Origin of the sequence: Allomuricauda sp. TY007, from assembly GCF_010468565.1 — a bacterium.
In the GTDB taxonomy this organism is placed as follows: domain Bacteria; phylum Bacteroidota; class Bacteroidia; order Flavobacteriales; family Flavobacteriaceae; genus Flagellimonas.
Genome location: NZ_WUEG01000004.1, coordinates 374,037 through 389,606, shown reverse-complemented (window position 1 = coordinate 389,606; position 15,570 = coordinate 374,037). Strand labels below are relative to the sequence as shown.

At 42.4% G+C, this 15,570-nt stretch carries 14 protein-coding genes; 9 read left to right on the top strand and 5 right to left on the bottom strand.

Annotation, left to right across the window (positions count from 1 at the left end; translation table 11 throughout):
- Nucleotides 1-197: 197 nt before the first annotated feature.
- Nucleotides 198-1,172, bottom strand: a complete 975-nt coding sequence (locus tag GO009_RS06605; protein ID WP_163625421.1) for an ROK family protein — start codon at nucleotides 1,170-1,172, stop codon at nucleotides 198-200.
- A 197-nt stretch (nucleotides 1,173-1,369) separates the two neighbouring features.
- Between GO009_RS06605 and GO009_RS06600 the strand changes: the two genes are divergently transcribed.
- From GO009_RS06600 to GO009_RS06585, 4 genes are all read left to right on the top strand, one after another.
- The gene (locus tag GO009_RS06600) at nucleotides 1,370-2,161 is read left to right on the top strand and encodes a universal stress protein (RefSeq protein ID WP_163625420.1); all 792 of its coding nucleotides are present in this window, start codon (nucleotides 1,370-1,372) and stop codon (nucleotides 2,159-2,161) included.
- A 79-nt stretch (nucleotides 2,162-2,240) separates the two neighbouring features.
- Entirely contained in the window at nucleotides 2,241-3,560 is a 1,320-nt protein-coding gene (locus GO009_RS06595; RefSeq protein ID WP_163625419.1) for an ATP-dependent 6-phosphofructokinase, read from the top strand.
- 80 nt (nucleotides 3,561-3,640) lie between these two features.
- Nucleotides 3,641-3,940: an HPF/RaiA family ribosome-associated protein gene (locus GO009_RS06590; protein WP_163625418.1), complete on the top strand. Its 300-nt coding sequence runs from the start codon at nucleotides 3,641-3,643 to the stop codon at nucleotides 3,938-3,940.
- Between the two features lie 48 nt (nucleotides 3,941-3,988).
- The gene (locus GO009_RS06585; RefSeq protein ID WP_163625417.1) at nucleotides 3,989-4,615 is read left to right on the top strand and encodes a hypothetical protein; all 627 of its coding nucleotides are present in this window, start codon (nucleotides 3,989-3,991) and stop codon (nucleotides 4,613-4,615) included.
- Here the strand turns inward: GO009_RS06585 and GO009_RS17505 are convergent.
- From GO009_RS17505 to GO009_RS06575, 3 genes are all read right to left on the bottom strand, one after another.
- Entirely contained in the window at nucleotides 4,612-4,761 is a 150-nt protein-coding gene (locus tag GO009_RS17505; protein ID WP_014033115.1) for a hypothetical protein, read from the bottom strand. The two genes, GO009_RS06585 and GO009_RS17505, sit on opposite strands and share 4 nt — an antisense overlap.
- 105 nt (nucleotides 4,762-4,866) lie before the next feature.
- The gene (locus GO009_RS06580) at nucleotides 4,867-6,258 is read right to left on the bottom strand and encodes a sugar porter family MFS transporter (protein WP_163625416.1); all 1,392 of its coding nucleotides are present in this window, start codon (nucleotides 6,256-6,258) and stop codon (nucleotides 4,867-4,869) included.
- A 34-nt stretch (nucleotides 6,259-6,292) separates the two neighbouring features.
- On the bottom strand, nucleotides 6,293-7,534 hold the full coding sequence (locus tag GO009_RS06575) for a 3-deoxy-D-manno-octulosonic acid transferase (RefSeq protein ID WP_163625415.1): 1,242 nt from the start codon (nucleotides 7,532-7,534) through the stop codon (nucleotides 6,293-6,295).
- 83 nt (nucleotides 7,535-7,617) lie between these two features.
- On the opposite strand from GO009_RS06575, the gene GO009_RS06570 reads away from it, so the two are divergent.
- From GO009_RS06570 to GO009_RS06560, 3 genes are read left to right on the top strand one after another with little or no spacing between them, the layout of a single operon-like run.
- Nucleotides 7,618-8,772: a DegT/DnrJ/EryC1/StrS aminotransferase family protein gene (locus tag GO009_RS06570; protein WP_163625414.1), complete on the top strand. Its 1,155-nt coding sequence runs from the start codon at nucleotides 7,618-7,620 to the stop codon at nucleotides 8,770-8,772.
- A gap of 2 nt (nucleotides 8,773-8,774) precedes the next feature.
- A complete protein-coding gene (gene galE, locus GO009_RS06565; protein ID WP_163625413.1) occupies nucleotides 8,775-9,797 on the top strand; it encodes a UDP-glucose 4-epimerase GalE in 1,023 nt (340 codons plus the stop codon).
- Nucleotides 9,798-9,857: 60 nt separating this feature from the next.
- A complete protein-coding gene (locus GO009_RS06560) occupies nucleotides 9,858-10,190 on the top strand; it encodes a hypothetical protein (protein WP_239057399.1) in 333 nt (110 codons plus the stop codon).
- A gap of 7 nt (nucleotides 10,191-10,197) precedes the next feature.
- Here the strand turns inward: GO009_RS06560 and GO009_RS06555 are convergent, their stop codons facing one another.
- Entirely contained in the window at nucleotides 10,198-11,298 is a 1,101-nt protein-coding gene (locus GO009_RS06555) for an acyltransferase family protein (RefSeq protein WP_163625411.1), read from the bottom strand.
- A gap of 210 nt (nucleotides 11,299-11,508) precedes the next feature.
- Here GO009_RS06555 and GO009_RS06550 point away from each other — a divergent pair, with 210 nt between their 5' ends.
- Together GO009_RS06550 and odhB are read left to right on the top strand one after the other, a co-directional pair.
- The gene (locus GO009_RS06550) at nucleotides 11,509-14,307 is read left to right on the top strand and encodes a 2-oxoglutarate dehydrogenase E1 component (RefSeq protein WP_163625410.1); all 2,799 of its coding nucleotides are present in this window, start codon (nucleotides 11,509-11,511) and stop codon (nucleotides 14,305-14,307) included.
- A 23-nt stretch (nucleotides 14,308-14,330) separates the two neighbouring features.
- A complete protein-coding gene (gene odhB, locus GO009_RS06545; RefSeq protein ID WP_163625409.1) occupies nucleotides 14,331-15,551 on the top strand; it encodes a 2-oxoglutarate dehydrogenase complex dihydrolipoyllysine-residue succinyltransferase in 1,221 nt (406 codons plus the stop codon).
- The last annotated feature ends 19 nt before the right edge of the window (nucleotides 15,552-15,570 follow it).

Below are 15,570 nucleotides of genomic sequence, written 5' to 3'. Positions count from 1 at the left end.
ACTGCTACTATTTAACTATGTTAAAGGTAGCGTTCTCCAAAATCAGAAAACATGACAATAGTCAGGTTTGAATGGAGGTCGAAACAGTTTTGTTTTCCGAGTAACTGATGTTTGTATTAAGTAGTTGTTCTGGGATATATTTTTTTTGGAGGGATAATGCTTGTAGTGGATTCACCTTTTTCAATAAAAACTGGTTTTTAAACAATTTTCTTCTTTTGGTTTTCCCAGATAAGGGCGGCAGCACCACAAATGGCGGCAGTTTTTCCTTCCATACTGGAGTGTAGGAGCTTTACTTTTCCTTTATACACATCCAAAAGGAACCCGTTAAAGTATTTTTCCAAAGGTGTCATGATCCATTTACCGCTATTGGTGAGCCCTCCCATTAAAATAAATGCTTCGGGCTGGGTAAATGCCGTAAAGTTGGCCAGCGCCTGTGCCATAATTCGAGCTGTATAGTCAAAAGCTTTAAGGGCAATTTCGTCCCCTTCTTCCGCTGCTTGGGTAATGTCCTCCCCGTGGAGGTCGTTATAGGCGATGCTCCTAAACCTACTGTCCACCAAATATTTACTCTGCATGTACATAACGGTTCGCTTTAATCCGGTAGCGGATACATAAGCCTCCAGCCCTCCTTTTACGCCGAGTCCGGTCAACCTGCCATCTCCCATGGTCATGTCCACATGGCCCAATTCGCCTGCAAATCCATCATATCCATCAATAAGTTGGCCATTGGCCACTATCCCGGCTCCAAAGCCGGTACCAAGTGTAATTACAATAAAATCGGTCATATTTTTAGCGCCTCCAAAGAGCATTTCGCCCAATGCGGCGGCACTGGCGTCGTTCATTATACGAATGGGCATGTCCGTATCCATTCTTTGTTTCAGGAGTTTAACCAAGGGAACACTGCCTTTCCATACTAAGTTACTGGCGTTTTCAATAGTGCCGTTTTTGCTGGATGCATTTGGAGCGCCAATACCACAACCTATAATATTGGCATCCTTTCCAAATTGTGCCAAAAGCTCATCGGAAGTAGCTTTTATTTTATCAAGGTAAGCATCCAGATTTGGGAATTCCTTGGTTCTAAAAAAAGTTTTTTCATGACATTTACCAGTTTCATCTACCAATCCGATCTTGGTTTTGGTTCCTCCAATATCTATTCCGATTACTAAATCCATATTTAAAATCACATTGTTTTACGGCTTTTAAATATAACTATTATGGAGGCAATAAAATAACCTCCTTGACTTTTATGACCGCTGATTTTTTGCTAATATCAAGGAAAAGTTGAAAACCCTGACTTCTGTCATGTTTTAGATCATAGAGTGGTTCTACTTTTGGAAACAAGAATTGAAATCAATAAAATAGAATAGGTATGAGCAGTTTAAATAAAATATTAGTTCCGTTTGATTTTTCCGAGGCATCCGTAAACGCCTTGGAGTATGTGGTCAATTTTGTGGGTACAGAGAGAGCTATACATATCTTGGGCCTTTATGTAGGCGTTATGGCCATTAGTGAATCCGATAGTGAAAAATTAAAGAGAGATTTTTTAAAAGTGTTGGATTCTTTCAATGTAACATTAAAGGTCAGCCCCGAATTCACCACCGATACGGGCAAAGTGACCAGCACAATTCTTTCAGCCCAAGAAAAGAGCAAAGCAGATTTGATTATGATGGGCACTATGGGCGATAAAATTACGGACGAAGCCATTACAAACACATCAAAATTGGTATTGGAGGCCAATTGCCCTGTAATATCAATTCCTTATGGAACCGCCATTAAAGAGCCCAAAAACATTGCTTTGGTAATGGGTGGCGAAAAAATTGATGATAAGAACGTTTTGGGAACACTATTGGAAGTTGCCAGAGCATTTGACGCCCGTGTCCATGTGCTTACCATTTATAAGGATTCCGTTTTTGATGAAGAAGCCATCAAAGACTCCAATGAAAATCTGTTGGAATACTATTTGGAACACTTTTATGCCGATCATACCTTCACTAAAAATGAAGATGTGGAACAAGGCATTTTGGATTACATCAACGAAAAAAACATTGATCTGTTAGCCATATTGCCCCGTAACCATGCCGAAAAAAGCTCACCTTCGGAAGGAAGATTGACAAAATTGTTGACCCTGCACTCCGAGATACCGGTATTGGCCCTGGATTAAATCTTTACCTTTGAAGATGCTGTCGCTGCCGATACATTCGCGCCACAGTTTGTCCGAACATCTTTAAGATCCAATAAAAGTGAACGATAACAATAGATTTTATATAGAAAGCCTGGGGGTGCCTCAGTATTCATCTCCGCTTGAGCTCAGTACCGTTAAGGGAGATCGCATATTCAACTTTGTAAGCGAGTCGGATAGATTGGTGTTCGATCCATCCGTACAATATTACAATCAATGTTTAAATGATGGAGAGGCACCTATATGTATGGAAAAAGCAGGCCCAAGACAAAACATCTTTTTTGATGCTAAAAACACCACTGCGGCAATAGTTACCTGTGGTGGTCTTTGCCCGGGAATCAACAATGTAATCCGTGGATTGGTCATGGCCCTGCATTATTTCTATGGCATTAAAAAAATTATTGGAATACCTTACGGATATGAAGGCCTTAACCCAGAGAAAGGGCATGATTTTGTGGAGTTGACACCGGACAAGGTGAAGGATATCCATCAATTTGGAGGCACCTATTTGGGTTCGTCGCGCGGAGCACAAGATGTATCCGTAATGGTGGACACCCTTGAGAAAAACCATGTGGATATGCTATTTGCCATTGGCGGTGATGGAACCTTAAAAGGAGTGAATGCCATAGGTGAAGAAATTGCAAAAAGAAACGGTAAAATCAGTGTAGTGGGAATCCCCAAGACCATAGACAACGATATTGATTTGATTGATGAGTCCTTTGGATTTGAAACCGCTTTTGACGTAGCGAGTCCCATTTTGCGCGACGCCCATAATGAGGCTACAGGAGCCTACAACGGCATTTCCATTATTAAATTAATGGGCAGGGATAGTGGTTTTATTGCAGCCTCGGCCGCTTTGGCCATGCCCGTGGTTAATTTTGTGCTGATTCCGGAAATGGATTTTTCCCTTGAGGGTGAAGAAGGTTTCTTAAAAGTTTTGGAAAAACGCCTACAAGAAAAAAAGCATGCCGTTATTGTGGTGGCAGAAGGTGCGGGACAACAACTTTTTAAAGATAGAAAGATGGTAAAGGATGCATCGGGCAATGTACAGCACGAGGATATCGGTGTTTTCCTAAAGGAAAAAATTATAGAATTCTTCAAAGGAAAAAGGCCAGTGACCATTAAGTACATTGATCCTAGCTATATTGTACGGTGTGCCCCGGCCAATTCCAGGGACAGTGTTTATTGCAGTAGATTGGCATACCACGCCGTGCATGGTGCCATGGCCGGAAAAACCAAGTTTGTGGCCAGTAGGATAAATAACCGTTATGTTTACGTACCCATTACAGAGGTCACAAAAAAGAGAAAAAAAATTGATGTGGAAGGCGAGTTTTGGTTCTCCGTACTCCAAAGCACAGGCCAGCCCTTTTTCTTGGGATAAGAATCGGTTTTTTAACTGACAATTATCATTATATTTTAACTACAACAGTCATAGATTTGAATATAATCAAAACAATAATCATGGAAGTACATGTTCAATATCAAAAGATGAAGACCAGTGAGTCGTTGACCCAATTATTAATGAAAAAACTGGAAAGTTTGGAGCAAAAATACAGTTGGTTGATCAAGGCCAATGTATTGTTTAAAACAGAAAACGATAAAACAGGAGAAGGCAAGATCTGTGAAATTGAGCTGAGTGCCCCGGGACCCAGAATATTTGCCAAATCGGATACCGACGATTTTGAAAAATCCATGTCCCAGACCATTGAGGATTTGAGAAGACAGTTGGAAAAAAGACAGGCTACCTTTGCCACCCGTTAATAGAAATATAAGATCTTTGCTGCGCACAGATTTTTAAAGATTAGGATAATGAAACTCAAATTGATCGGCATAAGTTTACTGCTCCTTATTGGATGCTCTTCAACTAGATTGGTGAGTACTTGGAAAAATCCCGATATAGTGCTATTTGATGCATATCAAGTGCTGGTAGTGGGCATGGTGCAGGACGATAGCGCCCGAATGGAGTTTGAATCCAGGTTTGCCGATGCTTTAAAAAATCAAGGAGTGGATGCTATGCGCAGTATTGATCTTTTTGATGTGGAATTCACCTCTTCCCAAAGATCTGAACAGGAATTGGAGGAAGTGGAACAACAGTTGCTGGACAAAGGGTTCGATGCTATTTTGTTTACCAAGGTCGTAGGCACAGAAAACCGAAGAACGTTTAGGGAACACATTAACGAAGTGGATAAAATGCTTATGAGGTTCAGTACGGATTATTTGGAACATCAAGAAATTTACTATGATCCCGAATACTACGATACTTTTAACATATACCATGCAGAAACCTCCCTATACTGTATATGTGTTGGAAAGGAGATAGAGCTTGTTTGGAGGGGCGAAGTGGACGTTACGGAGCCAACGAATGTCGATAAAGCCATAGATTCCTACGTTAAGTTGGTAACCAAATCAATGGGGGAAGAAGACGTAATTTTTTAAGAGGATAGTCCTATTGCCTCCAAAATTCCCAAAAAGTCCAATGCAATCAAAACGGGTATTGCAATCAATATTACGATCAATACAAAGACCATGATTCGTAAAAAACCTACTATAAGTCTGTTTCCAAAGCTAATTTCATCTGCCATAATAGAGTAATTTTCATCAATTTACGGAATTATTTGCGTATTACCCTTACAGTAAAAACCAATATTCGACTAAAGGATCCATTTATACCACATGCCGTAAACCGATCAATTGGATCTATCCTGTTTTCTGCTGAGCAGTTTTCCCAACTCCTCCAAAGAGATTCCCTTGGTCTCTGGCATCATAAATAGTACCCAGAGCAATTGCAATACCATCATTACGGCAAAAAAGATAAAAATAGGCCAAGGGTTGTCCTTGAAGATGCCTATTTCAGCATCCAAAAAAGTAGGGGTGAGCAAGGTGATCAAAGCAGCGAATACCCAGTGCGTCCCAGTACCCCACGATTGCCCGTAAGACCGGACCTTGTTCGGGAAAATTTCCGAAATAAACACCCAGATCACCGCACCTTGCCCCACGGCATGGGAGGCAATAAAAATCAAAATAAAAGTGAGCAACAACACGGAACTGGCACTTGAATAGAAACACCAGCCCACCATGGCCAAACTCACAATATAGCCAATGGAACCGATATACATTAACTGCTTGCGACCCAGTTTGTCAATAAGGGAGATTCCCACAAAGGTGAAAATCAAATTTATGACCCCGATGGATATGGAACTAAAGAGCGATTCACCGGAAGCGAGACCTGCACGTTCCAAGATTTCTGGAGCGTAGTACAGTACAAAATTGATTCCCGAAAGTTGATTGAAGAAGGCAATCAAAAAAGCCAGTACCAACGATTTGTTATACTTGCCCGAAAACAAACTGTCTTTCTGTTTTTCGGTAGTTTCGACCAAGGCAATCTTGATTTGCTCCAAATGGATGGAAGCCTTGTCTTTTGCAATGCCTAAAAGGGTAATGGATTCCATGACAACGGTATCTGCTCGCTCTTTCATTAAAAGCCATCTAGGGCTGTTCGGGATTTTGAACACCATAATCGTATATATCAGAGCAGGGAGGCCCTCAATGCCCAACATCCAACGCCAAGCTATGCTTTGATCAAAAATTATCCCGATGAGGTAATTGGAAATGAACGCAATCAAAATCCCAAAAACAATATTGAACTGGTACATGGCCGTTAACCTACCACGTGTTTGGGCAGTGGAAATCTCAGAGATATAAACGGGGGCGGCCACCGATGAGGCTCCTACACCGATACCCCCAATAAACCTAAAGAGCGAAAAACTATAAGGTTCGGGAGCAAAAGCCGAACCCATCGCCGATGCAAAATAGAGTACACCTATCCAGAACAGGGTCTTTTTTCTTCCCAAACGGTCGGTTGGTATACCTCCAAAAAGCGAACCCAGAACGGTTCCCCAAAGCGCCATGGACATTATAAAGATGCCGTGGAAAGTAAAAATGGAATCGCCCAAAAACCAGTTGGTGTCCCATATTTCCTTTATGGGTTGGTTGGCACCGGAAATAACAACGGTATCAAACCCAAACAAAAAGCCCGCTAGGGCTGCCGTCAATGAAATTCTAAAAATACGCTTGTCCATATAAAAGGTGAATTTTGCTAAAGCTAACCAAAATTTACATAATCTTGGAAATGTGTTCCATGATCAAATCGGCAGCACCTCTGTTGGAATTGATATAATTGGAGTTGATTGCTCCAATATTTTTAATGGTAACGGGGTTGTTCAAAAGGTCGCTCACCAAATCGCCAAAACTATCTTTGCTCGAAATGGGCAGTATACCACCTTCGTTAACAAGGTCCTCTGCTTCCTTGAAGCCTTCAAATTTTGGCCCGATGATGATGGGTATTCCAAAAACAGCAGGTTCCATGGTGTTGTGGAGTCCCGTGGCAAAACCGCCCCCTACGTAGGCAATGTTGGCATAACTGTATATTTTGGTCAACAGGCCAATGGTGTCCACCACAAGTACATCGAACTCCTTTAAATTTTGATTGCCCATCGTGGAATAAAGTACCGTCCTTTTTTGAAGGGACGAGGTGATTTTCTCAATATGGGCAGGTTTTATTTCGTGAGGGGCGATTACAAATTTCACCTTTTCCTTGCTGTTGTTGATGTAGCTGATGAGTATCTCTTCATCTTCGGGCCAAGTACTGCCCGCTACCAAGCAAAGTTGGTTGTTTTTGAAACGATCCATGAAATCCAATTGATTGTTGCGTTCCAAAATTTCTGAAACCCGGTCCAAACGAGTGTCCCCGCTAATGCTGCTAGTTGTAAATCCGATGGATTCCAATAGCTTTTTGGAGTTTTTATCTTGAACAAAATAATGGTCGAATTTCCCGAGGCTCTTTCGCATAAACCTGCCATAAGGCTTAAAATAAATCTGTCTACCCGAAAAAATGGCCGATACCAAAATAGCGGGAATGTTCCTTTTTTTAAGGTGATACAGATAATTGGGCCAAACCTCGTACTTTACAAAAATGGCCAACTCCGGGTCAACAAGGTCCAAAAAGTGTTGAACCTTGGAATTACTGTCCATAGGCAGATATACCACTACATCAGCAATCGACGTATTCTTTTTTACCTCATAACCAGAAGGTGAAAAAAAGCTCAGGACCAGTTTGTGTTCGGGATACTTGGAGCGTAATCGTTCCAAAATGGGCAGCCCTTGTTCAAATTCGCCCAGCGAAGCCACGTGCATCCAAATAGTTCTGTCTTCGGAATCGAATCTATCCTCAAGTGTGGGAAAAGTTAACTTTCTGCCTTGAACGAACAATTTGATCTTGGCATTGAAAAGAGCGACCACCTTTAGCACGAGCCAAGCTATGTTGATGAGGATGTTGTAAAGAAAACGCAAGGGCATCATTTTTCGCTAAAATACATTCTTTCGGTCAGAGACCATTATAGCATCTTAATTTCTTAATTTTGATCCATTAATTTATTTGGATGAAAAAAATACAGATGGTTGACCTAAAAGGTCAATATGAAGGTATAAAAACCGAGGTCAACGAAGCCATTGCAGAAATCTTGGATTCCTCTGCGTTCATAAACGGACCTCATGTACAGGCTTTTCAAAATGAGTTGCAGGAATATTTGGGCGTAAAACATGTGATTCCCTGTGCCAACGGGACGGATGCTCTTCAAATTTGCATGATGGGGCTCGGGTTGAAACCGGGCGATGAGGTAATTACGGCCGACTTTACTTTTGCCGCAACGGTTGAGGTGATAGGTCTTTTACAATTGACCCCAGTTTTGGTGGATGTGGAACCCGATACTTTTAATATTGATGTGAAGGCCATAGAAAAGGCCATTACACCAAAAACAAAGGCCATTGTGCCCGTACATTTATTTGGGCAGTGCGCCAATATGGATGAGATTATAGCCTTGGCCAAAAAACACAATCTGTATGTAATTGAAGATAATGCGCAGGCCATTGGGGGGTCTTATTTCTCCAAAGATGGTTCCAAACAAAAGGCTGGGACAATTGGACATGTAGGGGCCACTTCTTTCTTTCCGTCCAAAAATTTGGGCTGTTATGGAGATGGCGGAGCCATTTTTACCAACGATGATGATTTGGCACATACCATTCGTGGTATCGTGAACCACGGTATGTACAAAAGATATTATCATGATGTGGTAGGTGTGAATTCCAGGTTGGACTCCATTCAAGCGGCAGTTTTAAGGGCAAAGCTGCCCAAATTGGACTTTTACAACCAGAAACGATGGGAGGCAGCATCAAAATATTCAACGGCATTTAAAGGACAGGAGCATATTGTAGTGCCAAAAATATCATGCGGTTGCGATAGCGAGAAAAGTGTGTGTGATTGCCACGTATTTCACCAATATACATTACGGATTACCAATGGCAAAAGAGATGCACTCGTGCAACATTTAAATGATAACAACGTTCCTTGTGGTGTATATTATCCGGTTCCGTTGCATAAGCAAAAAGCCTATGCGGACGACCGTTACAATGAAGAAGATTTTCCTGTGACCAATCAATTGGTGGAAGAGGTTATTTCGCTCCCCATGCACACGGAGTTGGACGATGAGCAAATTGATTTTATAACCAAGTTGGTTATTGATTTCGTAAACAAATAAAAATGAAAATACTCGTAACAGGCGGTTTGGGCTTTATTGGGTCCCATACCGTTGTTGAATTGCAAAATGAAGGCTTTGAGGTGGTAATTGTCGATAACCTCTCCAATTCTTCCATAAATGTTTTGGACGGTATTGAAGCCATAACGGGCAAAAGACCCATTTTTGAAGAATTTGATCTTCGGCACAAGCCAAAAGTCCAAGATTTCTTTCAAAAGCACGCCGATATCGCAGGGGTAATCCATTTTGCGGCCTCCAAAGCGGTCGGGGAGAGTGTGGCCGAACCATTGTTGTATTATGAGAACAATCTTGGGGTATTGGTCTACATCCTTCAAGAGTTGAAGAAAAAAGAGGGAGCAAACTTTATCTTCAGCAGCTCTTGCACCGTTTATGGACAGGCGGATCAAATGCCCATTACCGAGGCTGCTCCCGTAAAGCCGGCAGAGTCTCCCTACGGGAATACCAAACAGGTGGGCGAAGAGATTATTAGGGATACCTGCAAGGTAAACCCAGAGTTGAAAGCCATTGCATTACGTTATTTCAATCCGATCGGAGCGCACCCATCAGGAAAAATAGGGGAATTGCCCATTGGAGTGCCACAAAATTTGGTGCCCTTTATCACCCAAACAGGTGTGGGATTGCGGGAACAACTTTCGGTCTTTGGAGATGATTATCCCACCGAAGATGGGACTTGCATTAGGGATTATATCCATGTAGTGGATTTGGCGAAGGCACATGTGGCAGCATTGCAACGTCTTTTGGAAGATAAGAACGAAAGCAATTACGAGGTGTTCAACTTGGGTACCGGAAAAGGAAGTTCCGTTTTGGAAGTTATCCATAGCTTTGAGCGCGTTTCTGGAGAAAAGTTGAACTATAAAATAGTTGGTAGAAGGCCAGGGGACGTAATCCAAGCCTATGCGGATACCCAAAAAGCAAATAAAGTTTTGGGGTGGAAGGCAAAGTCCAGCCTTGATGATGCCATGAAATCCGCTTGGGAATGGGAAAAAATCGTAAGAAGTTCAAACTGAAAAAATCCCAAAGCATATTTTGATCGTAAATAGCATATGCTGCCCAACTTTAATACTAGTATGGAGTTGCTGGAAGGTGTCCAGCAACAACAACTCTATCAAAAATTATTGCAACAATTAAAAAAGGATTTTGAATTGGCCAATGTGCCCATCAACATCCCTTTGGATATATCTCCCGAAGAACTCAAAAGTACCATCCACGAAAAAATTTATTATTTGATTGTGGAAAAGTTCCCGGAATATCTCAACCTATTATATGTAGTGGATATCTCCGAGAACGAAGTCAAAAAGATAGTTCCGTCAGATGTCGTTGATATTTCGGCGGAGGTATCTTTTTTACTATTGAAAAGAGAATGGCAAAAAGTATGGTATAAAGCCAAATATAGCCGCTGACCTTAGGTCATACCTTTACGTAAATGCCTCTTTTGTCCATAATATAGCCCACGAGCCAACAAGTCAGCATAATCCAAAGGGCAAATAATAATGAGCCCGTGTATCCACCTGACCAAGATATAAATATGTTGTCGGCAATCCATCTGTATAGGGATTCTCCGTTGAGGTCAATGGCAAAAAGAGTGATTATAAATAACTCCGACAATAAATAAATAAACAAGGTGTTCTTGCCAAAAACTTCAAAAAAGTAGCTCCAACTTTTCGCCTTTTTCATATCCAAGATATAAATAAGCGTAGCGATGGCAAAAAGGTCAATACCGCAAGTGAGCAATACAAAGGAACTCGTCCACAATTTTTTGTTGATGGGCAGAATAAGGTCCCATGCCAAGCCCGCAAATACCAGGGCAAAACCGAACATCATCAATTTGGCGACGGTCTCAAAATTTTGACCGTTGTTTTGGATGAATCGACCAGCCAAGTAACCAATAATCACATTTACAATGGCGGGAAGGGTGCTCAACAATCCCTCGGGATCAAAAGCAATGCCTTCGCCATGGTACATATGGTCGGCTCCGATAAGCCACTCATCCAGTTTAAGAACGGCATTTCCCGATAAGGTAAGGTCGCCAAAACCAATTAAAATAAGATGGTAGCCCACCAAAAAGACAGCGCTCAGCCATATAGCGGTTTTGGCCTTTACAAAGTGAAGGATGATGGAGGCAAACATATAGCACAAGGCAATACGTTGCAAAACCCCGAAAACCCTGGTCTCCGAAAATGGCTTTAACTGTCCGTCATCAAAAAATGGGTACCAGTACATTAAAAAGCCCAAAAGAAAAATGATGGCAGTTCGCTTCAGGACCTTCTTAAAAAATGCAGGGTTGCCCATGCTTTCATACTTTTTCATGCTAAAACTCATGGAATTTCCCACCACAAACAAAAAAGTGGGAAAAACAAGGTCGGTCAATGTAAATCCGTTCCAGTCGGCGTGCAATAATGGAGCAAAAGTAGTGGAACCATTGCCCGGTGAGTTAACAATGATCATCAAGGCGACATCCAGACCCCTGAAAACATCCAAGGAAAGATATCTGTTTTTAAGTTTGGACATGTTTGGTTGGTTTAACTGGGCGTTCAAGTTAAATTATTTTTAGTTTCTACTGTTAATTTCAGTTAAAAATTTCATTTTTATCGCTTTCCTGTTCATTCTGTGATTTAGTTGTAAATTTGAATAAGAAATTAAAGGGAATGCAAGCATATAAATGCTAAAACCCGTATTTTTGACAAAATTTTCCATAAAGTTTTTGGAGAAACATAAAGAATGGACAAATATTCATTTTTAAATGCTGCGCACACTTCGTTTTTTGCGGAGCAATACGAAAAATATCTAACGAATCCCGATACTATAGAGCCCAGTTGGAGGGCTTTTTTTCAAGGATTTGATTTTGGTTTGGAAGGTTCCCTTGAAGATTTGGGGATTGAATCCGATAAAGGGGGAATGGTGGTGCTTTCCAATGGAAGGAAAGTGGAAATGCCCGAAGCCCTTCAAAAGGAGTTTCAGGTTATACGCCTTATTGATGGTTACCGTTCCCGCGGACACCTTTTTACCGAAACAAACCCTGTAAGGGAAAGGAGAAAGTATGTCCCTACCTTGGGTATAGCCAACTTTGGCCTGACCGAAGGGGACTTGGAGACTGTTTTTGATGCTGGAAAAATTCTTGGAATAGGTCCAGCCCCTTTGAAAGAAATTATACGACACCTCGAGAGTATTTATTGTGATGCGATAGGAGTGGAGTATATGTATATCCGTACCCCGGAACGTATTCAATGGATTCAGGATTGGCTCAATAAGAACGACAACCATCCCGATTATAGCCCTGAGGAGAAGAAGAACATCCTTAGAAAATTGAACGAAGCCGTTTCCTTTGAAAGCTTTTTGCATACCAAATATGTGGGGCAAAAACGATTTTCGTTGGAAGGTGGCGAATCTTTGATTCCAGCTTTGGATGTGATTGTTGAAAAAGCGGCGGACAAAGGCGTGAAGCAATTTGTGGTAGGTATGGCCCACCGAGGGCGCTTGAACGTTCTGACCAATATTTTTGGGAAATCGCCAAAGGATATCTTTAGCGAGTTCGATGGTAAGGATTACGAGGAAACCATTTTTGATGGGGACGTAAAATATCACTTGGGATGGACCTCTAAACGTGAGACGGATTCAGGTAAAATGGTCAATATGAACATTGCCCCGAACCCTTCGCACCTGGAAACCGTAAACTCCATTGTTGAAGGTATAGCCAGAGCCAAGCAAGATCGTGATCACAGTGATGAAATCTCTGAAGTACTGCCGATTTTAATCCATGGAGATGCTGCTTTTGCTGCACAGGGAGTGGTGTACGAAGTGATTCAAATGGCCCGTTTGGATGGGTATACCACAGGCGGTACCATCCACATTGTTGTGAACAACCAAATCGGGTTTACCACCAACTATTTGGATGCTAGATCCTCCACCTATTGTACCGATGTTGGGAAAGTCACCCTTTCGCCGGTACTTCATGTAAATGCCGATGATGCCGAAGCTGTGGTGCATGCCACGACCTTTGCGCTGGAATACAGGATGCGATACAAGCGTGATATTTTCTTGGATCTGTTGGGCTATAGAAAGTATGGCCACAATGAAGGTGATGAACCCAAGTTTACACAGCCCTTGTTGTACAAATCCATTTCCAAGCATAAAAACCCGAGGGATATTTACGCAGAGAAATTGATTGCCGAAGGAGTCATCGATGAGAACTACGTAAAAGAGCTCGAAGAAAAATATAAGAACGATCTTGAGGAGGACCTTTTGGATTCCCGCAAAATCGAAAAGACCAGAATAACCCCTTTCATGCAAGATGAATGGGAAGGGTTTGAGCAGGTGACCGAAGAGGTGATGCTGAAACCCATGGATACCACCTACGACCTTAAAAAGTTGGATGAGGTTGCCCAAAGCATTACCAAGCTTCCAGAGGATAAAAAATTCCTGAGAAAATTGGAACGATTGGTGGAAGGCCGCCATAAAATGTATTTTGAGGACAATAAGCTCGATTGGGCCATGGGGGAACTTTTGGCCTATGGGTCATTGATCGAGGAAGGGTACGATGTTCGCATGACGGGCCAAGATGTGGAAAGGGGAACCTTCTCCCACAGGCATGCCGTCATCAAAACGGAAATGCACGAAGAAGAAGTGGTGTTGTTGAACGAAATGGGCGATAACCAAAACGGAAAGTTCCATATCTATAACTCACTGCTATCGGAATACGCCGTAATGGGATTTGATTATGGTTACGCCATGGCAAGCCCTAAGACATTGACCATTTGGGAAGCACAGTTTGGGGATTTCAGTAATGGAGCCCAGATCATAATAGACCAATATTTGTCATCAGCGGAAGACAAATGGAAACTGCAGAACGGCTTGGTCCTTTTGTTGCCACATGGTTACGAAGGTCAGGGAGCGGAACACTCTTCGGCGCGTATGGAACGGTACTTGCAACTTTGTGCCAAGGATAATATGTACGTGGCAGATGTGACCACCCCGGCGAACCTGTTCCACTTGTTCCGTAGACAAATGAAGGCCAAGTTCCGTAAGCCATTGGTGGTATTTACGCCCAAGAGTTTGTTGAGGCACCCTAAAGTAGTGTCCACTAAAGAAGAAATGGCCAACGGTAGTTTTCAAATGGTGATTGATGATGCAGATGCAAAAGCAAGTAAAGTAAAAACATTGGTCTTTTGTACCGGTAAATTCTATTACGATCTTTTGGATAAACGTGAAGAATTGGAGCGGGACGATGTGGCTTTGGTACGTGTGGAACAATTGTTCCCATTACCAGCAAAAGAAATGCGAAGCATCATCAAAAAATACAAGAACGCAGACGATATTGTTTGGGCTCAAGAAGAACCGCGAAACATGGGGGCTTGGAGCCACATGTTGATGCATTTGGACGAAGCCAAACAATTTAGGGTGGCATCCCGTAGGTTCTACGGAGCGCCCGCTGCCGGTAGTGCCGTGCGTTCAAAAAGGCGTCATGCTCAAGTGTTGGACTATGTTTTTGACAAGAGTAAGGATAATATGCAAATAAGATAATACAAGTATAAACTACAATAAAGATGGTTTTAGAAATGAAAGTTCCCTCACCAGGGGAATCCATTACAGAAGTAGAAATCGCCGATTGGTTGGTTGAGGATGGAGATTATGTGGAGAAAGACCAAGCCATAGCCGAGGTGGACTCGGACAAGGCAACATTGGAGCTTCCTGCAGAGGCGAGTGGAATTATTACCCTTAAAGCTGAAGTGGGAGATGCAGTAGCTGTTGGCGAGGTGGTTTGCCTCATTGATACAAGTGCGGAAAAGCCTGAAGGTTCATCTGGTGGTTCCGATAAAAAAGAGGAATCCAAAAAGGAAGAGCCTAAAAAAGAAGCACCTAAGAAAGAGGAGCCTAAAAAGGAAACTTATGCTTCCGGGACTCCATCTCCAGCGGCCAAGAAAATATTGGACGAAAAAGGCATCGAGCCTTCATCCGTTTCCGGTAGTGGGCGTGATGGACGCATCACCAAAGATGATGCTGTAAAAGCTAAGCCATCCATGGGAACCCCAACAGGTGGCAACCGTGGCGAAAGCCGTTCCAAATTGTCCATGTTGCGTAGAAAAGTGGCCGAGCGCTTGGTGTCTGCAAAGAACGAGACCGCGATGCTGACTACCTTCAACGAAGTGGATATGTCCGCCATCTTCGAACTGCGTAAACAGTACAAAGAAGCGTTCAAGGAAAAGCACGGGGTAAGTCTTGGATTTATGTCTTTCTTTACGAAAGCAGTAATTCGTGCCTTGCAAATGTACCCTGCCGTTAACTCCATGATCGATGGTAAGGAAATGATCACCTACGAATTCTGCGATATCAGTATTGCGGTTTCAGGACCAAAAGGTTTGATGGTTCCCGTAATCCGAAATGCGGAGAACCTGACCTTCAGAGGAATTGAATCCGAAGTAAAGCGTTTGGCTATCCGTGCCAGGGAAGGTGAGATAACCGTGGATGAAATGACTGGAGGCACTTTTACCATCACCAACGGGGGTGTATTCGGTTCCATGTTGTCCACTCCGATCATCAACCCACCGCAAAGTGGCATCTTGGGGATGCACAACATTGTGGAGCGTGCCATTGTTAGGGATGGTGCCATTGCCATTGCACCTGTAATGTACGTTGCACTTTCGTATGACCACAGAATTATTGATGGTAAGGAATCCGTAGGATTCTTGGTCGCTGTAAAAGAAGCTTTGGAAAGTCCAGAAGAATTGTTGATGGACGGAAACGTGAAAAAAGCGTTGGAATTATAGAATATTGTTGCCTCAAGAG